The organism is Mitsuaria sp. GD03876 (assembly GCF_029840635.1).
GTDB lineage: Bacteria > Pseudomonadota > Gammaproteobacteria > Burkholderiales > Burkholderiaceae_C > Roseateles.
Genome location: NZ_JAOCCU010000034.1, coordinates 13,372 through 37,313, shown reverse-complemented (window position 1 = coordinate 37,313; position 23,942 = coordinate 13,372). Strand labels below are relative to the sequence as shown.

20 protein-coding genes are annotated in these 23,942 nt (G+C 71.6%); 11 read left to right on the top strand and 9 right to left on the bottom strand.

Translation table 11 applies throughout. The annotated features are described in order from the left end of the window. The first annotated feature begins 21 nt into the window (after positions 1 to 21). From N5D62_RS20005 to N5D62_RS19980, 6 genes are all read left to right on the top strand, one after another. Positions 22 to 969 carry a PIG-L family deacetylase gene (locus N5D62_RS20005; RefSeq protein ID WP_279759646.1) on the top strand — a complete coding sequence of 316 codons (948 nt, stop codon included), beginning with the start codon at positions 22 to 24 and terminating at the stop codon, positions 967 to 969. 185 nt (positions 970 to 1,154) lie between these two features. Then, on the top strand, positions 1,155 to 2,150 hold the full coding sequence (locus N5D62_RS20000; RefSeq protein WP_279759645.1) for a succinylglutamate desuccinylase/aspartoacylase family protein: 996 nt from the start codon (positions 1,155 to 1,157) through the stop codon (positions 2,148 to 2,150). A 22-nt stretch (positions 2,151 to 2,172) separates the two neighbouring features. Then, positions 2,173 to 2,859, top strand: coding sequence for a DsbA family oxidoreductase (locus N5D62_RS19995; RefSeq protein WP_279759644.1), 687 nt, complete (start codon positions 2,173 to 2,175; stop codon positions 2,857 to 2,859). 269 nt (positions 2,860 to 3,128) lie between these two features. Next, on the top strand, positions 3,129 to 4,142 hold the full coding sequence (locus tag N5D62_RS19990; RefSeq protein ID WP_279759643.1) for a recombination-associated protein RdgC: 1,014 nt from the start codon (positions 3,129 to 3,131) through the stop codon (positions 4,140 to 4,142). A 10-nt stretch (positions 4,143 to 4,152) separates the two neighbouring features. Further along, a complete protein-coding gene (locus tag N5D62_RS19985; protein ID WP_279759642.1) occupies positions 4,153 to 4,980 on the top strand; it encodes an AraC family transcriptional regulator in 828 nt (275 codons plus the stop codon). A 107-nt stretch (positions 4,981 to 5,087) separates the two neighbouring features. Beyond that, positions 5,088 to 5,483, top strand: coding sequence for a cupin domain-containing protein (locus tag N5D62_RS19980; protein ID WP_279759641.1), 396 nt, complete (start codon positions 5,088 to 5,090; stop codon positions 5,481 to 5,483). Positions 5,484 to 5,549: 66 nt separating this feature from the next. Here the strand turns inward: N5D62_RS19980 and N5D62_RS19975 are convergent, their stop codons facing one another. Both N5D62_RS19975 and dusA read right to left on the bottom strand, forming a co-directional pair. Beyond that, positions 5,550 to 6,131, bottom strand: coding sequence for a methylated-DNA--[protein]-cysteine S-methyltransferase (locus N5D62_RS19975; protein WP_279759640.1), 582 nt, complete (start codon positions 6,129 to 6,131; stop codon positions 5,550 to 5,552). 25 nt (positions 6,132 to 6,156) lie between these two features. Beyond that, positions 6,157 to 7,290, bottom strand: coding sequence for a tRNA dihydrouridine(20/20a) synthase DusA (dusA, locus tag N5D62_RS19970; RefSeq protein ID WP_279759639.1), 1,134 nt, complete (start codon positions 7,288 to 7,290; stop codon positions 6,157 to 6,159). Between the two features lie 439 nt (positions 7,291 to 7,729). Here dusA and N5D62_RS19965 point away from each other — a divergent pair, with 439 nt between their 5' ends. The 5 genes from N5D62_RS19965 to N5D62_RS19945 all read left to right on the top strand — a co-directional run bounded on the left by N5D62_RS19965 (position 7,730) and on the right by N5D62_RS19945 (position 14,531). Then, positions 7,730 to 8,323, top strand: coding sequence for a hypothetical protein (locus tag N5D62_RS19965; RefSeq protein WP_279759638.1), 594 nt, complete (start codon positions 7,730 to 7,732; stop codon positions 8,321 to 8,323). A gap of 157 nt (positions 8,324 to 8,480) precedes the next feature. Beyond that, a complete protein-coding gene (locus N5D62_RS19960; RefSeq protein WP_279759637.1) occupies positions 8,481 to 8,939 on the top strand; it encodes a hypothetical protein in 459 nt (152 codons plus the stop codon). 328 nt (positions 8,940 to 9,267) lie between these two features. Next, on the top strand, positions 9,268 to 9,978 hold the full coding sequence (locus N5D62_RS19955; RefSeq protein WP_279759636.1) for a DVUA0089 family protein: 711 nt from the start codon (positions 9,268 to 9,270) through the stop codon (positions 9,976 to 9,978). A gap of 18 nt (positions 9,979 to 9,996) precedes the next feature. Further along, positions 9,997 to 11,907, top strand: a complete 1,911-nt coding sequence (locus N5D62_RS19950) for a S8 family serine peptidase (protein WP_279759635.1) — start codon at positions 9,997 to 9,999, stop codon at positions 11,905 to 11,907. Positions 11,908 to 11,981: 74 nt separating this feature from the next. Further along, positions 11,982 to 14,531, top strand: coding sequence for a penicillin acylase family protein (locus tag N5D62_RS19945; protein WP_279759634.1), 2,550 nt, complete (start codon positions 11,982 to 11,984; stop codon positions 14,529 to 14,531). Positions 14,532 to 14,630: 99 nt separating this feature from the next. Here N5D62_RS19945 and N5D62_RS19940 read toward each other — a convergent pair whose 3' ends face one another. From N5D62_RS19940 to N5D62_RS19910, 7 genes are all read right to left on the bottom strand, one after another. Further along, on the bottom strand, positions 14,631 to 16,922 hold the full coding sequence (locus N5D62_RS19940) for a TonB-dependent receptor (RefSeq protein WP_279759633.1): 2,292 nt from the start codon (positions 16,920 to 16,922) through the stop codon (positions 14,631 to 14,633). A 104-nt stretch (positions 16,923 to 17,026) separates the two neighbouring features. After that, complete coding sequence (locus tag N5D62_RS19935; RefSeq protein ID WP_279759632.1) at positions 17,027 to 17,425, bottom strand: hypothetical protein; 399 nt, start codon at positions 17,423 to 17,425, stop codon at positions 17,027 to 17,029. After that, the gene (locus N5D62_RS19930) at positions 17,406 to 17,972 is read right to left on the bottom strand and encodes a hypothetical protein (protein ID WP_279759631.1); all 567 of its coding nucleotides are present in this window, start codon (positions 17,970 to 17,972) and stop codon (positions 17,406 to 17,408) included. Before N5D62_RS19930 ends, N5D62_RS19935 begins: the two co-directional genes overlap by 20 nt. Positions 17,973 to 18,116: 144 nt before the next feature. After that, positions 18,117 to 21,179: a spermidine synthase gene (locus tag N5D62_RS19925; RefSeq protein ID WP_279759630.1), complete on the bottom strand. Its 3,063-nt coding sequence runs from the start codon at positions 21,177 to 21,179 to the stop codon at positions 18,117 to 18,119. Beyond that, entirely contained in the window at positions 21,176 to 21,802 is a 627-nt protein-coding gene (locus tag N5D62_RS19920; protein WP_279759629.1) for a putative 2OG-Fe(II) oxygenase, read from the bottom strand. The genes N5D62_RS19925 and N5D62_RS19920 overlap by 4 nt, the downstream gene beginning before the upstream one ends. A gap of 21 nt (positions 21,803 to 21,823) precedes the next feature. Beyond that, positions 21,824 to 22,846 (bottom strand): HupE/UreJ family protein, encoded by a 1,023-nt coding sequence (locus tag N5D62_RS19915; protein WP_279759628.1) that lies wholly within the window; start codon positions 22,844 to 22,846, stop codon positions 21,824 to 21,826. A 47-nt stretch (positions 22,847 to 22,893) separates the two neighbouring features. Continuing rightward, positions 22,894 to 23,766: a peptidyl-prolyl cis-trans isomerase gene (locus N5D62_RS19910; RefSeq protein ID WP_279759627.1), complete on the bottom strand. Its 873-nt coding sequence runs from the start codon at positions 23,764 to 23,766 to the stop codon at positions 22,894 to 22,896. Between the last annotated feature and the right edge of the window lie 176 nt (positions 23,767 to 23,942).

Below are 23,942 nucleotides of genomic sequence, written 5' to 3'. Positions count from 1 at the left end.
GGGGCCGCAACATCCCCGCCGATGACCGCGAACGCCGCTCCCACGGGCTCCACGCCTAGTTTTCCGACACCCGCCGGCCCGCTCGCGCCGCCCGCCGCCAGCCAGGCCGACTGGGAATCCTGGATCGCGAGCTGGTATGCCGTGCTGCGGCAGCCCGTGCGTACCGGTGTCAGTCCGTTGACCCGCCCGGCGGACCCGGCTGGTTCCGGTACCACCGAACGCGCCCCGCTGGTCCTGGTGTTCGCGCCGCATCCGGACGACGAATGCATCGTCGGCGCGCTGCCCTTGCGGCTGCGCCAGGAAGCCGGCTGGCGGGTCACCAACATCGCGGTGACGCTGGGCAGCAAGCAGGGCCGGCGCGCCGAGCGCTGGACCGAGCTGGGCGCCGCCTGCGACGTGCTCGGCTTCGACCTGCGGCTGCTGGCCGCCGACGGTTTCGAGCAGGTCAAGCCCGAAGCCGCCGCCGCGCGCACGCCGCAGTGGCAGGAACAGGTCAGGCTGGTGGCCGAGCTGCTGGCGGCCGAGCGGCCGGCGCTGATCCTGGTGCCGCATGCCGGCGACGGCATCCCGACCCACATCGGCGTGCACCTGCTGGTGAGCGAGGCGCTGGCCCGCGCGAAGGTCTCGACCGTCTTCGCCCACACGGAGTTCTGGGCGACGCAGCCCGGCCCGACGACGCTGGTCGAGACCGGCCAGCGCGACACCGCGCGGCTGGTGCGCGCGCTGGCCTGCCACCACGGCGAGATCGCCCGCAATCCGTACCACCTGCGCCTGCCCGCCTGGATGGCGGACAACGTGCGCCGCGGCGGCGAGCTGCTCGCCGGTCCCGGCGAGACGCCGCCCGATTTCGCGTTCGGCACGCTGTACCGGCTGACCCGCTGGATCGACGGCGTGCCGGCGGGCGACCTGCCCAACACGCACTGGTCCTGCGACACGCCGCTGGACCCGGCCGCCTTGCTCGGCGGCTGAACGCCGCCCGGCGCCCGCCCGGCTTTCCGCCACTCGCCGCTCGCCACTCGCGCGGCCACGCCCGAGGTCATGGCCTGGGCTCATCGCCGACGGCGATTCCGGCATGCGCGACGCGCACGCGCGCCCGGTCCGCGGGGTCGCGCGGGCCTATGCTTCGCGTTTCCCTTCCGAGCCCCCGCCCCGCCATGAGCGACGTCCGCACCGATCCCCCGACCCACCTCCGCGTCCACCAGTTCGCCGGCCTGAAGCCGGGTCCGAAGCTCCTGGTGACGGGCGCCGTCCACGGCAACGAGGTCGCCGGTGTCGACGGCATCCGGCGCGTGATGGCGATGCTGGACGACGGCCGGCTGACGCTGCTCAAGGGCACGCTGACGATGATCCCGATCGTCAATCCGCTGGCGCACCGGCTGCAGCGCCGCGAGGGCGAGCGCAACCTCAACCGCAACCTGCGCGTCAATCCGATCCCGCAGGACTTCGAGGACCGCGTCGCCAACCGCCTGTGCCCCTGGATCGCCGCCAGCGACGTGCTGCTGGACCTGCACAGCTTCAACAACCCCGGGCCGGCCTTCGCGATGATGGGTCCGCGCGACAACGACGGCGAGCTCGAGCCCTTCCGCCACCAGGCCGCCGAGACCGCGCTGGCGCTGGCGGTGGGCACCTCGCGCATCGTCGAGGGCTGGCTGTCGACCTACGCGCTCGGCCTGAAGCGCCGCGCGGAGAAGGCGGCCGACGGCTCGCGCCGGATGGCGCTGCAGCAGGACCCGCATTACGGCGTCGGCACCACCGAGTACATGCGCAGCACCGGCGGCTACTGCATCACGCTGGAATGCGGCCAGCACGCCGATCCACAGGGGCCGGAGGTCGCGTTCAAGGCGATCCTGCGCACGCTGGCGCTGCTGGGCATGATCGCGCCGGAGGGCGTCGAACTGGCCGATCCGAAGCGGCCGGTCGAGCTGCTGCAGCTCTACGAGGTGATCGACCGCGAGAGCGTCGACGACCGCTTCGAGCGCACCTGGGCCAGCTTCGACGCGGTCGCCGAGGGCGAGCGCATCGGCACGCGGGCCGACGGCACGCCGGTGCTGGCGCCCTTCGGCGGCCGGATCGTCTTCCCCAACAACAACGCCGAGCCGGGCCACGAGTGGTTCTACCTGGCAAAGCCCAGCGACCGCGTGTTGACTTGAGCTTGTGGCTAGAGTCGCGGCCATGAACGACACCCCCGCTTCCGCCGCCGCCCAGCCGCTGCAACCGCTGCGCATCGATTTCGTCTCCGACGTGGCCTGCCCGTGGTGCGCGGTCGGGCTGAAGTCGCTGGAGACCGCGCTCGCCCGGCTGCCGGACGTGCCGGTCGAGATCCATTTCCAGCCTTTCGAGCTCAATCCGCAGATGGTTCCCGAGGGCGAGGACATCGAGGAGCACCTGACGCGCAAGTACCGCTCCACGCCGGAGCAGCGCCAGGAGATCCGCGCCCACCTGCGCCAGCGGGGCGCGGATGTCGGCTTCACCTTCACCGAAGGCGCCCGCAGCCGCGTCTGGAACACCTTCGACGCGCACCGGCTGCTGCACTGGGCGGGCCTGCAGTCCGCGCCGGCGCAGCGCGACCTGAAGCTGGCGCTGCTGACGGCGTATCACACCAACGGCAAGAACCCGGGCGAGCGCGAGACGCTGCTGGCCGCGGTGCGCGAGATCGGCCTGGACGCGGCCGAGGCGGCGCGCGTCTTCGACAGCGGCGAGTACGCCGAGGACGTGCGCGAGTCCGAGTCGCTGTGGATGACGCGCGGCATCAATTCGGTGCCGGCGGTCGTGATCAACGAGAAGTACCTGATCCAGGGCGGCCAGCCGCCCGAGGCCTTCGAGCAGGCGCTGCGCCAGATCGCCTCCGAGCAGCCCTGAACCCGCGGGCAGCGAACGCCAGAGTTCGCGGGCAGCGAGTGCCTGTGGGGCCGGAATGGGGCTTGGGGGTCCAGGAGGGATCCCCCATGCCCCGTGAAGCGCCCGCGCCCCGCCTCCCGAAGTCCGGTCACGAGCCCACGCGCAAGCGCAAGGGGGTTGATCCGCGTCCGGACGCCCCGCCAGACCTGAGACAATCGCCCATCGTTTGAACGGGGCCCGCGTCGTCCGCGTGGCCCCGTTTTCATTGCTGTCGCTGTCTTCTTCCGCCTATGTTCAAGAACCTGATCGTTTACCGCCTGTCCAACGACTGGCAGCCCGATGTCGAGAAGCTCGAGGACGCGCTCGAGCAGGAGCGTTTCAAGCCGTGCGGCGCGACCGAGGCGCTGTCGGCCGGCTGGGTGCCGCCGCGCGGCGAGCCGGGCGCCCGGCTGCTCGAGGAGATCGACGGCCACTGGCTGCTGAGCCTGCGCATGGAAAAGCGCGTGCTGCCCGGTTCGGTGGTGCGCGAGCGCGTCGAGGAGATGGTCGAGCAGGTCGAGAACGAGACCGGCCGCCGTCCCGGCAAGAAGCAGCAGCGCGACATGAAGGACCAGGCCACGCTGGAACTGCTGCCCCGCGCCTTCACGCTGCAGTCGCACCTGCGGGTGTGGATCTCGCCCAGGCAGGGTTTCCTGATGGTGGACGCCGGCTCGATCGGCAAGGCCGACGAGCTGATCACGCTGCTGGTCAAGGCCGATTCGTCGATCAACCTGCACCTGCTGCAGAGCGCCGAATCGCCGGCCGCCTGCATGGCCGCGTGGCTGATGGACGGCGTGCCGCCGAAGGATTTCGTCGTCGACCGCGACTGCGAGCTCAAGGCCGCCGACGAGATGAAGGCGGCGGTGCGTTACGCCCGCCACAACCTGGATACCGACGAGGTCAAGGCCCACCTGACCAGCGGCAAGATGCCCACGCGGCTGGCGATGACGTGGAAGGAACGGGTGTCGTTCACGCTGACCGACACGATGCAGATCAAGGGCATCAAGTTCCTGGACATCGTGTTCGACGGCCGCGACAAGCCGGCCAAGGACGAGGCGTTCGACGTCGACGCCGCGCTGGCGACCGGCGAGCTGTCGCAGCTGATCCCCGACCTGATCGAGGGCCTGGGCGGCGAGCTGGACTTCATCGGCCAGTCGGCCAAGATCGCCGCCGAGCATGCCCCGGCCGGCGCGACCGCCAAGCCGGCCGCGGCCCCGGCCGCGAAGGACCAGGACCTCGCCACCGAGGCGGCGCCCTGGGACTGAGCCCCTCGCCATGACCGCCGTCCCCGCCGCCGCCACCGACTGGGTGCGCCACGGCGCGGGCGACGACGGCCTCGAGCGGCTCGAGGCCTTCTTCCATGGCGAGGCCTACACCCCGCATCGCCACGACACCTACGCGATCGGCAGCACGCTGGCGGGGGTGCAGTCCTTCACCTACCGCGCGTCGCTGCGCCACAGCCTGGCCGGGCACACCGTGGTGCTGCATCCGGACGAGGTCCACGACGGACACGCGGGCACCGACGAGGGCTTCCGCTACCGGATGCTCTACCTGTCGCCGGCGCGGCTGCAGCAGATGCTGGGCGGCGTCGCCCTGCCCTTCGTGCCGGGCGGCGTGTCCACCGACCCGCGGCTCGCGCGCGCGACGCGGACGCTGCTGGCGCGGCTGGCCTCGCCGCTGGAGGCGCTGGAACAGGACGACGGCCTGCTGGAGCTGGCGACGGCGCTGCAGCTCGCCTCCGGCGTGTCGCCGCGACCGCTGCGCGGCGATTACCGCGCCGCGTGCGTCGCGCGGGACTACCTGCATGCGCGCCTCGACGGCGCCGTCACGCTGGACGACCTCGCGGCGGCCGCCGGGCGCGACCGCTGGAGCGTGTCCCGCGACTTCCGCGCGAGCTTCGGCACCAGCCCCTATCGCTACCTGACGCTGCGGCGGCTGGATCTGGCGCGCCGCCTGATGCTGGCCGGCCAGCCGCTGGCCGACTGCGCGGTCCAGGCCGGGTTCTCGGACCAGAGCCACCTGACCCGGCAGTTCGCGAAGGCCTTCGGCGTCACGCCGGCGCGCTGGCTGCGCATGACGGGGCTGCCCGCGCGGCAGCACTAGACGCTGGCGGCGTCTTCCCGCGACGCACGATCGTTCAAGACGGGGCGGCGGGCGCTCGCCAAGATGGGCGCTCCGAACGATTCGGGCCGACCGCGCCCTCACCCACCATGACGACCCCGTCCCAGCCCGCGACGCCGCGGGACTACCGCGCCATCAACCTCGCCGACAAGCTGTCGCTGCTGCACGAGCACTGGTCCCAGCGCGTGGTCGCGGAGATGAACGACTACCAGTTCAAGATCGCCAAGGTCGAAGGCGAGTTCCTCTGGCACGCGCATGCCGACACGGACGAGACCTTCCTGGTCGTGGCCGGCGAGTTGCGGCTGGACTTCCGCGACGGCGCGGTCACGCTGCGCGCGGGCGAGATGTTCGTCGTTCCCAAGGGCGTGGAGCACAAGCCCAGCGCGGCGCGCGAGGCTCACCTGCTGGTCATCGAGCCGCGCGGCGTCGTCAACACCGGCGCGGAGCACAACGAGCGCACGCGTCCGAACGACCAGTGGGTGTGAGGCGGCCGCCGCGCCTGCCGCCTTGTCCGCCCGAGCCCCCCGGTGCCGCGCAGCGCGCGGCGCGGTTCAGAACAGGTCCTGCTGCTCGCCGACCTGCTGGCCGGTGGCCCGGGCCTCGATCGCGAGGATCTTGAGCTTCGTGACCACGCCGCCCGCGGCGGAGAAGCCGGTGAGGTTCGCCGCCTTGCCGGCGGCCGGCGCGCCCATCACGCGATGGCAGGGCACGATCGGCGCGAACGGGTTGTGGCCCTCCGCGCGGCCGACGGCGCGGGCCGCGCCCGGGTGGCCGAGCTTCGCGGCCACCTCGCCGTAGGTCAGCGTCTGGCCGACCGGAATGCGCCGCGTCAGCGCGAGCACCTCGCGATCGAAGGCCGGGACGGCGCTGTCGTCCAGCGTCACCTCCAGCAGGTCGCGGGTCTCGCCGTCGAGCAACGCGCGCACGCCCAGGCAGGCCTGCTTCACCGCGTCGGGCAGGCGGTCGAAGTCCGTTTCCTCGCGCGCCGTCGGGAAGCGCACCCACATGCGGTCGCGCGTCATCGACGGCGTTTCCTCCGGCAGCTGCGAGCCGACGATGCCCCGTTCCGTCCACGCGATGCCGCAGTGGCCGAGCACGGTCGGGTAGCAATGGAAGAAGACCTGCGGCGCCATGGCGGGATGCTGATCCGCGATCCGGTCAGTTCGTGACAGGAGCCGCCGCGGCGCCAGCCGAACCGGTCCCGCCGGTCGGCTCGCCCGGACCGCCCGCGCCGTTCGTGCCGGCCGCACGGGCCGCGCCGGCCGCGCCGCCGGGCTCCTGGAAGGCGGGATGCTGGCGCGCGATCTCGGCGGCCTGCACGCGCGCCTCGGTGGCGAGCCTGGCGACCTCGCGCGGCGCCATCGCCTTGAGCTTGTGGTCGGACCACACCTGGCGCCAGCGGCGCGCGCCGGGCAGGCCGTTCCACAGCCCGAGCGCATGCCGCATCGCCTGCGACCACGGGCGGCCGAGCGCGACCTGCGCGTCCAGATAGTCGAGCCAGCGGTCCTCGACCTCCTCGCGGCTCGTGACCCGAGGCGTGGTCTCGCCGAAGAAGCGCTGGTCCCACTGCGTCATCTGCCACGGCTCGTGATACGCCTGGCGGCCGATCATCACGCCGTCGACCTGCTCGAGCTGCTCGGCGATCTCGTCGTCGGCCTTGAGGCCGCCGTTGATCGCGATCGTCAGGTGCGGGAATTCGCGCTTGAGCCGGTGCACCAGCTCATAGCGCAGCGGCGGGATGTCGCGGTTCTCCTTGGGCGACAGGCCCTGCAGCCACGCGTTGCGGGCGTGGACGATGAAGACCTCGCAGCCCGCGTCGGCGACCTGGCCGACGAAGTCGCGGACGAAGTCGTAGCTCTCGATCCGGTCGATGCCGATGCGGTGCTTGACGGTGACCGGGATCGTGACCGCGTCGCGCATCGCCTTGACGCCGTCGGCGACCAGGCCGGGCTCGGCCATCAGGCAGGCGCCGAACGCGCCGCGCTGCACCCGCTCGCTGGGGCAGCCGCAATTGAGGTTGACCTCGTCGTAGCCCCATTGCTCGGCCAGCTTCGCGCAGGCGGCGAGATCGGCCGGCTCGGAGCCGCCGAGCTGCAGCGCGACCGGGTGCTCCTGCTCGTTGAAGTCGAGGTGGCGCGACTGGTCGCCATGCAGGATCGCGCCCGTCGTCACCATCTCGGTGTAGAGCAGCGTGTGGCGGGTCAGCAGGCGGTGCAGGAAGCGGCAATCAGCCGTCGTCCAGTCGAGCATCGGGGCGACGCTCAGGCGCCAGGGAGAGAACTTCTCGGACATAGGGCGCGGATTATCCCAGCGTGTGTCCAATTGCGTCGCCGTGCGCCCTTGCGCGCGCCGTGGCGGCCCGTACGTCGTACCATGCCGGCCGCTCATGGTTCCGTTCCGCCGTCTTTCCCGAGGCCTTCCGCGCCTGCCTGGCCTGGCCGCCGCGCTGCTGATCGCAGCGTCGCTCGCGTCGCCGCCGGCGCAGGCCGCGACGACGGCCTCCGCCGCGCGAGCCAAGCAGTCCGCAAGTGCGGCGAAGGGCTCGAAGCCCTCGAAGGCGGCCAAGCCATCCAAAGCCGCGAAGAACGCACGGTCAAGCAAGACATCGAAGCGCCCGGCGGCATCGCCGGCCTTGGCGCCGGCCGCCAGCGCCACGCCGCCCGCGACCGGTCCCGAGGCTGCGGACATCGACGAATTCCGACGGCGCCTCGCCGCCCGGTCGTTGACCCCGATGCGGCGCATCGACGTCGACGACCTCGCGATCGAAGCCTGGTCGGCGTCGGCGTCGGCGCCGAGCAGGTTCTACGTCACCGTGTCCCAGCAGGGCGCGGTGCGACGCACGCTCACCTCGTCCGACGAGTCCACCGCCTGGCAGCACTTCGACAGCTTCCGCCGCGTGGCCGCCGCCGGCGAGGTGGGTCGGCCGGTGCTGCTGGGCCAGAGGCTCGAGACCTCGGCGCCGACGGTGCTCGAAGCGGTGACACCCGCTGCGATGACGCCCGCGGCAGAGGCCCTGGCGGCGGCATCCTCCGCGCCAGCGATGTCCGCGGCGCCCCTGCTCCCCGCAGTGCCGATGACGGCCCTCACCGACGGCATCGATCCGGACCAGCGCTTCTTCGGCAGCGCGGTGGAGACGGTGCGCCGCCAGCGTTTCGGCGACGAGGTGATCCGCCTGGTCTGGAGCCCGGAGACGCAGGAGTACTTCACCGCGCTCACGCGTCACGGCACGGTGCTCATGATGGTGCGCAGCCGCGACGCGGCCGACGCCGACCGCGCCTACGCGCAGTTCGTCCGCCAGGCCGCGACACGCGCCGGGCAACGCTAGCGAGCGCCCTCCCCAGGGCGCGGCACCGAGGGCTCGAAACAAGGGCTTCCAACGAAGCCTCCCAACGAGGGCTTCGGGAACACGGATTGCCGAGAACCACGACCGGCGCCTCGCTGTCGCATCGCCGGCTTCCCGCCACTCGAGGACGGACCCCGCCATGAAGCGCTCCAGCAAGATGACGTTGCTCGCCGCGAGCATGACCGTCGCCGCGGCCGCCGCCGCGATCGCGCAGACGCCCGAGGCGCCGACCGCCTCGAGCCCGGCCAGCCGGCGGCAATCCGGCACCGTGGGCCCGCCACTGGATCCGGCGCAACTGGGCGCGTCCTCGGCCGCCACCCCGCGCGGCGCGACGCCACCAGCCACCGCGCCCACGCCGACACGGTCCGTCGACACGGCGCCTCCCGCCGACCGGACCGACCGAACGGATCGGACGGATCCGTCGGCGCGAACCGACCGCGCCAATCCGGCAGTCCAAACGGAATCGCCGGAGACGGCCGACGCGACCGAGACCGCGCCACGTCCCCGCACGGGCCCGGCCAGCCGCAAGGCCAGCGGCCGCGTCACCGACGCGGCCGTGCCGGCCGACTCGATCCCGGTGCGCCAGGACCGCAACTGACGCCGCCTCCGGCGAGGTCCGATCCAGCCCGGATCCCGGCGCGGCCACGCCCTCGTTCCCCTGTCCGCACGGCGCCGATCGCCATCCTCGATTTCCCGGAGTCGATCCCCTTTACACCCCGGCGCCCTCGGAGCGTCCGCCGCGCGCGGCGTACATCGCACGCCTCCCCCCCGATCCCCGCAAACCCAGTCTCCATGGGGCTTTGCGGCCACGCCCCTAGACGTGGGGACACGCCGTGGCATGGGTCATGCAGACCCATTCCCGAGCCGTACCGCACCCGCGCGGTCGCGCGGTGCGTCGTATCCACAACCTCCGAAGGGGATCCCCGATGTCCACGAGCGTCAAGAGCTTCAAGAACCGCTGGCTGCCCATCGCGGCGCTGGCCCTGGGCGCGGCGACGTCCGCGCAGGCGGTGGCGGTCTACGTCGAAGGCGGCGACGCCGGCGAGACCCTCCTGACCGCGGTGACCTTCGGCGGCCCGTCCAGTCCGGTCGACGCGATCCAGGGCACGCTGGACGGCGGCGCCGATGCCGACATGTTCGCCGTCTACCTGACCGCCGGCACCGCCTTCACCGCCACGACCACCGCGTCGGGTTTCCCGTACAACTTCTTCGACACGGTGCTGTACCTGTTCGATGCCGCCGGCAAGGGCCTGATCGCCAATGACGACGACGGCAACGTCGGCGGTTCGCAGTCCACGCTGAGCAACTACATCCCGACCGTCAGCGGCCTGTACTACCTGGCCGTCACCGGCGCCAGCTACACGCCGGTGTCCGGCGGGTCCGCGATCTTCCCGTCGCTGCTGGGCCAGGGCGGCAACGTCGCCGCCAACCCCGGCGCCGGCGCGCTGACCGGCTGGCAGAGCGTGACCAGCGAGTCCGGCGACTACGAGCTGGTGCTGACCGGCGCGCTGAGCGCCGCCCCGGCCGCCTCCGACGTGCCCGAACCCGGCAGCCTGCTGCTGGCCGGCCTGGCGCTCGGCGCCGCCGGCCTGATCCGCCGCCGCCGCGCCGCCCCGTCCGTCTCCGTCAACGCCTGATCCCGCAGGAGCCTGTCCATGACGATCCCTCATCGCAAGAGCTTCCCCCGCCTGCGCGTGCTGAGCGCGCTGGTCGCCCTCGCCGCCTGCGGCGCCGCCCAGGCGCAGCACGCCCGGCTGGATGCCGCGCTGTCCGACCTGGTCGACCAGCAGAACCGGCGCCAGCTGCGCTCGCTGGCGGCCGACGCCGACGAGATGAAGCCCGACGTGCGCTCGCTGTCCGACGCGCAGGGCCGCGTGCTGGTCGACATCTACCTCGAGGCCGGCACCTCCGTCGACGCGTTCAAGGCCTCGCTGGAGGAGGCCGGCGCCCGGGTGACCGGCGTGAACCGCGCCTTCGCCAACGGCGCGATCTCGGCCTACGTGCCGGCCGCCGCGCTGTCCTCGCTGTCCGGCGTGAACGGCCTGCACCTGATGAAGCTCACGCGCCGTCCGCACCGCAACGTCGGCCTGGTGACCTCGCAGGGCGCGGCGGTGATGCGCGCCAACGTGGCCAATGCCGCGGGCTGGACCGGCGCGGGCATCACCGTGGGCGTGCTGTCCGATTCCTACGACCAGTCGCCGCTGTCCTTCACCACGGTGCGCGCCGCCGACGACATTGCCTCCGGCGACCTGCGCCCGCCCAAGTTCGTCATCGACATCGGCGCGGACCCGTCCAACACCGACGAGGGCCGCGCGATGATGCAGATCGTGCAGGACGTGGCGCCCGGCGCGGACCAGTGCTTCGCCACCGCCTTCGCCGGCGAGGCCGCCTTCGCCGACAACATCCGCACGCTGCGCACGCACCCGAACTGCCGCGCCGACGTGATCGTCGACGATGTCTTCTACTTCGACGAACCGATCTTCTCGGACGGCCAGATCGCGCAGGCCGTCAACGACGTGGTCACCAGCACGACGCTGGCGGGCCGCCCGGTGTCCTACTTCTCTTCGGCGGGCAACCAGGGCTCGGCCGGCGGCGGCGGCGCGATCGACGTGCCGGTCGCGACCTTCTCCACCACGCCGTCCAACCTGGGCAACATCAACCTGGCGTCGCTGTCCACCTGCACCAGCTCGCCCGCGTCGGGCAGCACCAAGGCCAACGTGGCCGGCGGTTTCCTGGACTTCGGCGGCGGCAACTTCGCGCCCTCGGTGACCTACAACGGCGCGGGCTCCACGCTGCTGATGCAGTGGGACGACCCCTTCTTCCAAGGCAAGGTCACGACCGACCTGAACTTCTACCTGATCAACTCGGCCGGCAACTGCGTCTTCACCTTCGCGACCAACAACATCGCCGCGGACTACGCGACCGAGATCGTGGGCCTGAGCGGCGGCGCCAGCGGCACCTACCGCATCATGATCGGCCGCACCAGCGCCGGCACCAAGCTCGCCTCGCGCGTGCGCCTGGTCAGCCTGGAGGGCTGGGGCGGCACGCCGTTCCAGGTCCGCAGCAGCCCGACGACCTTCGGCCACAGCGCCGCGGCCGGCGCCAACAGCGTCGCCGCCTACCGCTACACCTTCCCGGCCACGCAGCAGAGCCCGTTCATTCCCGCGTTCGAGAGCTTCTCCAGCCCCGGCCCGGTGACGATCGCGTTCGACGCCGCGGGCAACCGCCTGGCCGTGCCCGAGGCGCGCAAGAAGCCCGACATCGCCGCGCCCGACGGCGGCAACACGACCTTCTTCTACAAGAACTCGGATTACGAGGGCGACGGCTTCAACAACTTCTTCGGCACCAGCGCGGCCGCGCCGCATGCCGCCGGCGTCGCGGCGCTGATGCTGCACAAGGCGGGCGGTCCCGGCACGCTCACCCCGAAGCAGGTCAAGTCGCTGCTGCAAGGCACGCCGGCTGCCCGGGTCATCCCGTTCTCGGGCGGGGCCGCGGTCAAGGGATGGAGCCTGTATGACGGCTTCGGCCTGATCGACGCGGTCAACGCGCTGAACAAACTGCCCTGACCGTCGCGCGCCGCTTCCCCCTATGCTTGTGGCGGCCCGGGCGACCGGGCCGCCATAAGTTCAAGGGAGATGACATGCGACTTTCGATTCGAGGCGGCGCGCAGCCGCTCGCCGCGCTGGGCCTGGGCCTGGCGCTCTCGACGCTGCTGGCCGGATGCGGCGGCGACGACGCCATCGGCGGCAACGGGCCGCCCGGGGCGTCCACCTATTCGGCGGAGATCCGCCGCACCGCGATGGGCGTGCCCCACATCAAGGCGACGAGCTGGGGCGGCGCGGGCTATGGGTATGGCTACGCGCAGGCGCAGGACGACCTGTGCACGATCGCCAACTCGATGCTGACCTTCCGCGGCGAGCGCTCGCGCTACTTCGGCGCCGACGCGACCATTCCCTTCCAGGGCACGATCGGGCAGCCGAAGAACCTGGACTCGGACTTCTATCACCGCCACGTGCTCAACGACGAGGCGCTGCAGCCGCTGATCGCGGCGCAGTCGGACCAGCTCAAGCAGCTCGTCGACGGCTTCGCTGCCGGCTACAACCGCTACGTCCGCGACCTCAAGGCCGGCGCCGAACCCAATGCCCATGCGGGCTGCCGCAACGAGGCCTGGGTCGTGCCGATCACCGCCACCGACCTGTTCCGGCGCATGTACGCCGCCCACTTCGCGGCGGGCTACAGCAACTTCCTGGTACAGATCGCCAACGCGACCGCCCCGGCGCCCGCCAGCGCGGCGGCGACGCCGAAGGACCGGGCCGTCGCCTCGGCGCGGCGCGCGACCGGCGCGCGCGTCGCGGCGCCGCTCAAGCTGGCCATCGCCACGGACCGCATTCCCGAGTTCCAGGTCGGCGGCCATGACGGCGTGGGCAGCAACATGATCGGCTTCGGCACCGCGGCCACCGGCGACGGCAGCCCGCTGCTGTTCGGCAACCCGCACTGGTACTGGCGCGGTCCCGACCGCTTCTACCAGGCGCACCTGACCATCCCCGGCCAGCTCAACGTCTCGGGCACCTCGTTCCTGGCGGTGCCGGTGATCCAGATCGGCTACACCGACAACGTCGCCTGGAGCCACACCGTCTCCACCGCGCGCCGCTTCGGGCTGTTCCAGCTGACGCTGGTGCCCGGCGACCCGACCAGCTACCTGCGCGACGGCGCGGCCGTGAAGATGACGGCCCGCAACATCGCGGTGCAGGTGCGCCAGGGCGACGGCAGCCTGACGACGGTCAACCGCACGCTCTACCAGTCGCAGTACGGGCCGATGGTGAACCTGGGCGCGATGAATCCCGCGCTCGGCTGGAACACCAGCACCGCGTTCGCGATCCGCGACATCAACGCCGACAACCACCGCGTGTTCCGCGTCTGGATGCGCTGGGCGCAAGCCACGACGCTGGACGACGTCGCGCGGATCCAGCGCGAGGAAAGCTCGATCCCCTGGGTCAACACGGTCGCGGTGGCGCGCGGCGGCAGCCAGGCCTGGTATGCCGACATCGGCGCGGTGCCCAACGTCCCGGCCTCGCAGCTGATGAACTGCGCCACGCCGCTGACCAACGCGCTCAGCGCCGCGCTGCCGCGCACGCCGGTGCTCGACGGCTCCAAGAGCACCTGCGACTGGCAGAGCGACCTGGACTCGGTGCAGCCGGGCGCGATCGGGCCGTCCCGGATGCCCGGGCTGCTGCGCGACGACTACGTGCTCAACAGCAACGACAGCTACTGGCTGGCCAACACCGCCGCGCCGCTGACCGGCTATCCCGACATCCTGGGGCCGGCCGGCACCGCGTCGATCACCTTCCGCTCGCGGCTGGCACACCTGCTGGTGCAGGGCCGGCTGGCGGGCACCGACGGTTATGCCGGCAACAAGGCGACCAGCGAGACGGTGCGCGCGATGGTGCTCAACAGCCGCACGCTGACCGCCGAGCTGTTCCGGGACCAGGTGGTGACGATGTTCTGCTCGCCGGCCGCGACGATCGACGTCACCAGCGACACCGCCACCGGCGAGACCTTCAGCCCGGCGCGCAGCGTCAATCCGGCCGACGCCTGCGCCGCCTTGCAGGCCTGGGACGCGAAGGGGCTGATCGCCTCGCGCGGCGCGCACCTGTGGGACGAGTTCTGGACGCGCGCCTCGCGCATCCCGGAGGCGTCGCTGTTCCAGGTGCCGTTCAGCGCCGCCGATCCGGTCGGCACGCCGCGCGTGTTGAACGCCGCGGCGACGGCGACGCTCCGGCAGGCCTTCGGCGCGGCGATCCTGCGCGTGCAGGCCAGCGGGTTCGCGGCCAACGCCACGCGGGGCGAGACGCTGTTCGCGACGCGCGGCAACGACAAGATCCCGATGTTCGGGGGCTGCGGCGGACAGGGCTACTACACGGTGGCCTGCGCGCTGACGCGCATCGACCAGGGCGGCTACCAGCTCGACACCGCGACCAGCGCCAACAGCTACATGCAGGTGGTGCGCTTCCCGGCTGGCAGCGTGGAGGCCTGGACCTTCCTGACCTTCTCGCTGTCGGACGATCCGGCCTCGGCGCACTTCAGCGACTACACCCGCGCCTACAGCGCGGGGACGTGGCAGCGCATGCCGTTCTCCGAGGCGGAGATCACCAGCGATCCGGCCTACTCGACGAAGACCATCAGCGAGTGAGTCCTCCGCCGTGCGGCGCGACGACGCCGCACGGCGCGCGGGACGGTCTCCCGATCGTCCCGCGGGATCGCACGCGGCGGCCGCCGCGTGCCGGCCGACTCAGAGCCGTTGGCTGAAGGTCAGCTTGATGTTGCGGCCCGGCGCGTAGACGGCCTCGGCCAGGTAAGGCTGCACGCTGCGGTTGAACAGGTTGTCGACCGCCAGCTGCAGCCGGGTGTCGGCCCAGGCGCCGCGGCCCTGCCATTGCGCGAAGAGCCCGTGCAGGCCATAGCCCTTGGACGACGGCAGCGCGTACGGGACGATCTCGTCGTCGGGCACATGGTGCTGCGCCGCGACGAACTTGCCTTGCCAGCCGGCCGCCAGGCCGAGCGAGGGCCATTTCGCGCCGAGCACGACGACCGCCTTCGGCGCGCCGATGTCGATCAGCGGCTGGTTCTTCGTCGCCCACGGATCGCGGATCGAGCCGCGGTGCTCGCCCCGCATCCAGGCCAGCGACACGCTGGCGAAGCCGCGGCGCTGCTCGTAGTGGGACTCGGCCTCGACGCCGTCGCTGCGGTAGCCGGGCAGGTTCCGATAGAACGGCAGGTTGGGCGGGCGCTCGGTGCCGGGTTCGACGAACACGCCAAAGCGCTTGTGGATGTTGTCGTGGACCAGGTTGCGGAACACGGTCAGCGTCGCGGCGAACGCGTCGCCACCGGCCAGCCAGTCGACGCGCTCGTGCTTCACGCCGCCGCGCAGCGCGGTGACCCGTTCCTTGCGCAGGTCGCGGCTGGTGGCCGGCGCGCTGGTGGCGGCGGACTGGACCTCGAAGAGCTCGTCGATGACCGGCGCGCGCCAGGTGCGCCCGGCGTCGGCGAACAGCGCGGTGCGCTCGGTCGCCTGCCAGCGCGCGGACAGGTGCTGCGACCAGCCGCGGTGGTGGACCGGGCGGTAGTCATGGCCGGCGGCGGGGTCGTTGTAGCGCGGCGCGAAGTTGGGCTGGCCGGCGGTGCGGACCTCGTCGTGGCGCAGGCCCGGCGTCAGCGTCCAGGCGCCGAGGCGGATCTCGTCCTCGATCCAGCCGGAGACGGTGCGCTGCTCGCCGGCGGGCATGTAGTACGGCTGCAGCCAGCCGAAGTTGTAGCTGGGGTCCTTCGTGCGCGTGTGCAGGAACATCAGCGTGTCGCGGTCATGGCGCTGGGCCTGCAGGCCGGCGGCCAGCGCATGGCGCGTGTCGCCCAGCGTGAAGCGCGCGGTGTTGCTGATGTCGAGCTGCCGGTCGCGGTAGCTCGCGTGGCTTTCCTTGCCGAGGCTGGCGGCGAAGTCGCTGGTGATGCTGTCGGGGCGCTGGTCGTCCTGGCGGCTGGACGACTGCGTGAGCCGCACCTGCAGGTCCACCAGCGGTTGCGCGGCCGGCGTCCAGGTCCACAGCAGCGATTGGGTGCGGTCGACCTGGTCGCGCCACAGCACCTTGCGCAGCCACGCCTCGCGTTCGCCGTACTTCGCGATCTCGGCGGGCGTGGGCGCGGGCACCTCGTCGCGCTTGGCCGCGAACGGCGCCCAGGCCTTGCTGCGGCCTTCGATGTCGGACAGGGTGAGGCGGCTGGCCTCGCTCAACTGCAGCGTCAGCTTGGCGAGCGCGGAGCGGCTGTGGGTGGCGGAGAACTCGTAGACGCTGCCGTCGGCGCGCCGCTGGTTGCCGGAGTCGCGGCCGGTCACGGCGACCAGGACCTGCCAGGGCAGCGCCGTGCCGGCTTCCGATCGGGCGAACACGCTGCCGGAGAGGACGCGCTGGTCGTCGTTGCCGGCCCAGCCGAGCTTGACCAGGCCGCCCAGGCGTTCGCCGGGGCGCAGCAGGTCCTCGGCGTCCTTGCTCTCGACCAGCACCGTGCCGCCGAAGCCGCCGTTGCCGTAGCGGACCGAGTGGGCGCCCTTGTCGACGGTGATGCGCTTGATCAGTTCGGGCTCGATGAAGATCGATCCCTGGCGGTACTTCTCGAAGCCCTTGTTCGCGCCGTCGAGCTGCACGCGGATGTCCTCGACATCGCCGAAGCCCCACATGTTCAGGCTCTGGCCGCCGGGGCGGTAGCTGCCGTTGAGGTCGACGCCCGGCAGGTTGTCGAGCAGTTGCTGGACGGTCAGCGCCTGCTGGCGTTCGATCTCGTTGGGGGTGATGGTGGTCTTGCCGGGCGCGACGCTGCGGATGCCGTAGACGGTGACCGGCGCGAGGGTGGTGGACGCCGCGGGGACTGCCGAGGCGTCGGCGGCGGCAGGTGCGGCGGATGCCGCGGCGGCGGGGGCTGGCGGGACCGGGTTGTCAGCCGCCCAGGCGGCGGTGCCGGTCAGGCTGAGCAGGAGGGGAATCAGTCGGGGTTGGCGGAAGGCTGGACTTTGTTGTTTGACTTCAGACACTTACAGAACAGATGAGAATTATTCTCAACACAGTGTAGCCGCAGATTGACGCCGCGTGAACGAAACGTGAATGGCGAAGGGGCATGGGCGCGGCGCGCAGGGGGTCAGGGTTTGCGCCGGCCATCGCAGCAATCGAACAGCGCCTGGGCGAGCGTCACTTGGCTGCGGAGTTCCCTCCGGCTCAGGTCTTCCGCCAGCTTGTAGTCCGCCTTGACCCTGAGCTTGCGCAATTCGTCGAGGCTGTCGCCCAGCCACCGTGAGAGCCTGACCTGATCGCCGGTACAGGTCGAGTCGGGCGTTTGAAGCCGGAGGATCAGGCGCTGGTGAACGCCTCCACGCCGCTTCTTCGGACCTCCGCGTGCCGGCAGCGACCGTTCCCAATCCAGACAGCGGTGATAGCTTGCGTAGTAGGCCTTGCTGGCGAGCGTGCGCCGCCGCACCTCCGGTGGCACAAGCGGCAAGTCCCTGGCCTGGTGAAGCAGATCATTGCTCGTCACGGCCATGACGACCTCCCTGCTCCGCTGCCTCGGCGGCACGCTCCCAGTCGTCCAGTTCCTCTTCCGTCCATTCCCCGACAAAGGAAAACATGAAACCTCGGCGGCACATGTCGCGGTCGATCAATCGACCGATGAAATTGTCGGTGAGCGCGCGCGCGACCTGGTGCGTCGCGTCGAGACGGAGGTCGTAGCTGAACCCGGCCTCCTCCATCTCCGCCGGATAGATGTCCACTCGCTCAGGATTGCCGGCACATATCCGCAAGCCGCTCTCACGCAAGACATCAGCGGCGACTTGGAGGATCTCCATCATCGTCGTCGCGGTCATCCCGTGGTCCATCGCCGCCTCTTGAGCGACGTCGAGGAGTTCGTCCCAGTTCACAGGCATGTGATCGGGCTCGAGGTCCACGAGCCGCTCGGAGGGTTCGCCGAACAAGGCTTCCGGTTGGCGCAGCACGGCCATCAGGTCGTAGAAATGGACCCGTCGCCGTGGCGGCAACTGGAAGAGGTCGGCGACCACCGACGCAGCGCACTTCGTTTCGAAACTCATCGTCATCACACCACTCCTGTCCCCGAGTCCCCGACCCGGAAAGGCACGCAGTGTCGAATCAGATGCGGTGTTGTCGATTCCCCTCGAAGGGCGAATCGATGGGGGAAACCACTTCGAGTAGGCCGGTCCCCCCGCACAAACCGATGAAGGTCATTGCCCCGTCGACGCTCCCATCGACGCCAGCGCCTCGCCGGCCTCGGGGCGCGCGGGCTGCGCGTCGCGCAGCGCGATGAGCACTCGCCGCGCGGCCGCCGGGTCCCGCGGCGCCAGGGCCATCGCCATGCGCAGCAGCGGGTCGTAAGCCGGCCGGAAGTCCGGGCTCATCCGGAGCGCCGCGAGCAGCGGCGCCTCCACCTGCGCCAGCATCGCCGCCGGATCGGCGGTGGGTCTCGCGGCACGCCCCGCCTCGAGGAACAGGTCCCGCGCGCGCCAGTACGCCGACAGGCGTCGCTCGTCCTCCGCGGACCGCAGGCCCAGGTCCCGGGGCCGGACGCTCAGCCGATGCATCAGCTCGAAGAACCGGTCCTTGGGCGTCGACGTCGGCGCGTACAGCAGTCGCGGCGCGAGATAGGCCACCACCGGCCGATCGTCCGTGTTCATCGGCGAATCGCCGGCGAATCCGGCCAGCGCCGCGGATCCCGCGATCACGCCGCCGAGCACGTCGAAGGCATCGTCGATGCCGAAGTCCGACAGACCGCGACCATCCCGCCGCGCAGGCGTTCCTCCCACGCGCGCCTGCCAGTCCGCCAGCGTCCGTCCTCCCGCGAACGTCCGGTCCACCGGCGGCGTCCGGTCCGCAGGCAGCATCCGGCCCGCAGGCAGCGTCTCTGCCGTCACCGGTGCATCGCGGCGCCCCACGAGTCCGACCACCGGCGTCTCCAGGCTGTTGGTGGCCAGCACCGCGACCGCCTCCGGGTACTCGGCCAGGAAGGCCCGCGTCACGCTGCGCAGGCTGTCGAGGTCGAGCTGGTGCAGCGGCAGCCACTGGCAGAACAGCCCGCCGGGCGCGAGCCGCTCGCGCACCGCCGCGAAATGCTCGCGGGTGTAGAGCGCGCCGGATCCGCTGCGCGCGGGATGGAAGTTGTCCGAGACGATCACGTCGTAGCGCGTCCCGGCCGCGCGCACGAAGCGCCGCGCGTCCGCCGCGACGAAGCGCGGCAGCGCGCCAGCGAGCCCCAGCGACTGCGTGAAATGCGACGACGCGTCGATCACCTCCGGCAGCAGCTCGACGGCATCGACCTGCAACGACGGGTCCTGCGCGGCGGTCCCCGACGTCGCGCCGGTGCCCAGCCCCAGGAACAGCGCGCGCCGTGGCGCCGGATGCAGCAGCAACGGCAGCAGCGCCTGGCGACCGTCGACGAACAGGCTGGTGCTGCTGCCCTCCTGCTGCCGGTTGTTGATCCGCAGCCGCGAGACGCCCTGCCCGTCCTCGACCACGCTCACGGCGGCCATCGCGCCCTCGGCATAACTGACGAGCCGCGCGCCGTCGGGCAGGTCGACGAACGTCAACGGCGCGCCGAACACCGCCATCAACGCCACCGCAACCGCCGGGAGCGCCACCAGCGGATGGCGCCAGGCCTTCGCGCCGGTCATCACGGCGGTTGTTGCGGTGGTTGTCGCGGCGGTCATTGCGCCGGTCGTCGCAGCAGTTGTCGCAGCGGTCGTCACAGCGGTCGTCACAGCGGTCGTCACAGCGGTCGTCACAGCGGTCGTCACAGCGGTTGTTGCAGCAGTCGTCGCAGCGGCCAGAACGTAGCCTCCGGCGATCAGCAGCAACGCGGTTTTCGGTCCCCACCAGGGGGCGACGAGGACGCCGAAGAGCGGCCCGGCCACGGCGGCGCCGAGCGTGTTCACCGCGAGCGCGCGGCCGAAGCCGAGGTCCTGCCGCAGGGCCTGCGCGCCGAGATGGCTGAACCAGGCGCCCATCGCGATCGTCGGGAGGCCGAAGGCGGCGAGCGCCAGGGTCGACTCGGCGCCGAGGGCCGCGGCGAAGCCGTCGCCGAGCGCCCGCATCGCGCCGGACTTCAGGGCCGGTGCGCCCCACAGCGCGCAGAGTCCGGACAGGGTGGTGATGGCGAGCGCCGCGGGCAGCGTGATCGAGAGCCGGTCCTGGTCGATCGCTCGCAGCCAGCGTTGGTACGCCGCCGCGCCGATCGAGGTGCCGACGAGGTACACGGCGAGCAGCAACGCGAAGGTATAGACGGTGTCCTCGTTGAGTTGGCTGAGCACGCGCACGGCGACGACTTCGTAGCCGATGCCGAGCAGGCCGCTGGCGGCCAGCAAGACGAGCACCGCGGAACCCGCGCCGCGCCCCGCCTCCCCCGCGGGCGCGCTTGCGCGAGGGTTGTCTCCGGGACCGGAACAGGGCTTGGGGGTCCCGGACGGGCGCCCCCATGCCCTGTGATGGGCCGCGCTCGACGCTGGCAGGTGGGCGGTCGCGCCCTTCCCCTGCCCTCCGGAAAAGCCGACCCACGCTCCGACCACGCAGAGCGCGTTGAGGAGCACGCAGACGCCGGCGGACATTGACAGCCCGAACGCGGGCACCAGCCAGAAGGTCACGAGCAGGACGCCGAGGACGGCGCCGAGCGTGTTGGCGGCGTAGAGCCCCGCGATGGAGCGCCGCTCGAGCGCGGTGGACTCCGAGGCGGACGCGATGGGTGCGGAAGCGGACTCGACGATCCGCTCGATCGCCGGCAGGGTGGCGCCCATGGCGGCGGTGGCGGGCAACAGCAGCAGGAAGCTGGCGCCGAAGGTGATGGCCCATTGCCACAGGGGGGTCGGTTCGGCGCCGATCCACTGCTGGACCGCCGCCCCGGCGGGCTGCATCAGCGCGATCAGCGCGAGGCCCCACAGCCCGATGAAGGCTTCGCACGCGAGGTACCAGCGCCGAGACTGTCGCGAGCGCTCGATCCGCGCGCCGAAGGCCAGGGCACCGAGGGCCAGTCCGCCGAAGAACGCGGTCACGACCGCCAGGACGGCGGCGGCTTCGAAGCCGAGCCAAAGCGCGCATTGCTGGGTCCACACCATCTGGTAGCCGAGCCCGGCGAACCCCGACAGCCCCATCAGCGCGAGCGCGAATCGTCGCGCTCGCGCATCCGGCCTGGCTGTTCCGCCAACCGGGCCAACCGGGCCAACCGGACCGACCGGGCCGACCGGGCCGACCGGGTCGGCCGGGTCGGCCGGGAGACCGGCGGGCTCGATGGACACGCTCATCCGCTGAACCCGATCGTGTAGCCCCAGGAATCCAGGCGCAACGGGATCGCGTTGAACGCCAGGCTGATCCGCTGGCCGCCGTCGTTGGGCGGCACCGCATGCATCAGGTAGCTGGGGAACAGCACCAGGTCGCCGGGCGACGGCGCCGGGCTGATCCATTTCTCGGCGTTGAACGGCCCGGCCACCATGCCGGGGTGGTCGTTCTTGAAGCTGAAGTCGGTCCCGCCGGGCGACTTCATGAACACCGTGCGCGCCGACTCGTCGGTGCCGGTCAGGTACACCACGCCCGAGGCGAAGCTGTTGGCATGGTTGTGCATCGACTGATGGCCGCCGTGGGCCATCACGTTGACCCACATCTCCTTGACCGCCCAGCCCATGCGTTCGCCGAAGAGCAGCGCGCCGAACTCCGACAGCGGTCCGGCCAGCAGCGCCGCGACGTCGACCAGCAGCGGGCTGTCGCCCGGCCTGAGCATGCGCGTGTGCACGAGCTTCGCCGAGCTGTTGTTGTCCTGCACCGCCTCGGCGCTGAAGTGCGCGACCAAGCCGGCGACCAGCGCCGGCGGCAACGCGCCGGGCACGCGCATCACCGGCGTGGGGAACAGGCTGAAGACTTCCGGTTTCATCGTCCGTTGCTCATCCACGTCTCAGCCCGCGATCGCCGCGATGCGCAGCCACGACCAGTAGGCCGCCGCCGAGCCGATCAGGTACAGCAGCACCGTGCGCAGCCGCGCCGTCCAGGCCCAGCGGTGCGACACCCGCCACAGCGCCCAGCAGGCCGCCACCGTCATCAGCTGGCCGATCTCGACACCGACGTTGAAGGTCAGCAGCGCCACCAGCAGGTGGTGTTCGGGCAGGCCGATCTCGCGTAGCGCGCCGGCGAAGCCCAGCCCGTGCACCAGCCCGAACAGGAAGGCCACCAGCGCCGGCCAGCGCCGGGCCAGCGTCACCGGCCCCGTGGAGGTCTTCAGCGCCTCGCACGCGACCAGCACGATGGACAGCGCGATCGTCGCCTCCACCGGCGGCGGCCGCAGCTGCAGCCAGCCCAGCGCGCTCATGCCCAGCGTCAGGCTGTGCGCCGCCGTGAACGCGGTGATGGTCCACAGCAGCTGGCGGCGGAAGCCCACCAGGAACAGCAGGCCGATCACGAACATCAGGTGGTCGATGCCCGCCAGGATGTGCTCCACGCCCAGCAGCGTGTAGGCGCGCGCGATCTCGCCCATGCCGCGGCGGTCCTCGGCCGAGCCGAACAGCTGCACCGTCGGCTGGCCGGCGGTCAGCGTGTAGACGCTGGCCTGGCCGTCCATCCAGAACACCTTCACCACGGCGGCCGAGTACTGCTTGCCCACGCCCTCCATCGTCAGCGCGCCGCTCAGGCCGGCCTTGCCGCAATGCAGGTTGGGACCGTCGGCGGTGCAGCCCGTCGGCCATTGCGGCGACAGCACCTCGTCGGCGGCGCGCTTCTCGCTGGCGGTCCATTGCCAGAGGTACTCGCCGGGCGAGGTCTCGCGAACCTGCATCTCGGCCATGCTCATCTCGTGCGCCGAGGCGGAGCCGCTCCACAGCGCGGCTGACGCGGCCAGCAGGGCCAGCAGCCACAGGCGCCACAGGCGCCACAGTCGCCACAGCCGCCACAGCCGCCACAGCGGCGACACGCTGAATCGAAGCACGCCGCGTCGAACCGGACGGAGTCCGCCGGCTGCCATGCCGCCCGCGCTCATTTCGTCTCGTCCTTGACGGCCGGGGTCGACAGCGCGGCGGCGGCCGTGCCGTCGCGGCGGATGTGGTACTTGCGGCTCAGCGCCTGCACCGCCGCGCTGCGCTGCTCCGACGAGGTCGCGTCGGTCCAGTCCTGCAGCACGACGCCGCGCAGCACGTTGAAGTCGCCCGGCTTGGCCGGCGTCGTCGCGACCAGCCGCATCGCGCGCCAGGCCGGGTTGCCGCCTTCGACGGTGCGGAACACGCGCCACTCGCCGAGGGTCGAGCCTTCCAGCGACTTGGCGAACTCCGCGCCGTAGCTCTGCACCAGGTTCGCGTGCGGCCGGCCCTTGAAGACGCGCAGGCCCGCGCCGGTGTCGGCGGGCGGGGTGGTGGTGGCGGTGGCGCCGCCGCCAGAAACGGTACCGCTGCTCGCTCCGTTGAGCTTCGCGGCGAAGGCACGTAGCGCGGCCTCGTCGGCATCGCCGGGCAGCACGGCCTCCTCGAAGTCGAAGCGCGCGGGGTCGTCGTACTTGTCGCGGTGCGACTCGAACCAGCCGCGAAGGTGAGCGTCGTCGGCGGGCGGGAGTTTCACGCCCGCGTCGATCATGCTGAGCGACTTGAAGATCACGCGTTCGCGGATCGCGACGTCGCCTTTGTCGAGCTGCAGCGCGAGGCCTTCGCGGTAGAGCACCTCGTTGTCGAGCCACACCTGGCGCAGCGCGGCGAGTTCCTTGGCATCGGGCGCGCGGCCACGCGAGGCGGCGAACACCTGCGCGGCCTCGGCGTCGACTTCCGGGCCGACGACGATCAGCAGCGGGTCGTCCGCGCGGCTGGCGAGCACGTGATCGAGCCCGAACAGCACGCCGCCGAGCAGCAGGAAGTGCAGCAATGGTTCACGCGTCCACGCGGGCCAGCCGCGTTTCGCGGACGGGGACTTAGAGGCGCCGGCGGGGGTGCGCGCTTCGGGTGCGGAGGGCATCGTCGTCGACATGGCAAAACGGGAGATCAAGAAACGAACATGCGCCGCACGAAAGATCGTGCGGCGCGAGAAAGGTGAAGTGACCG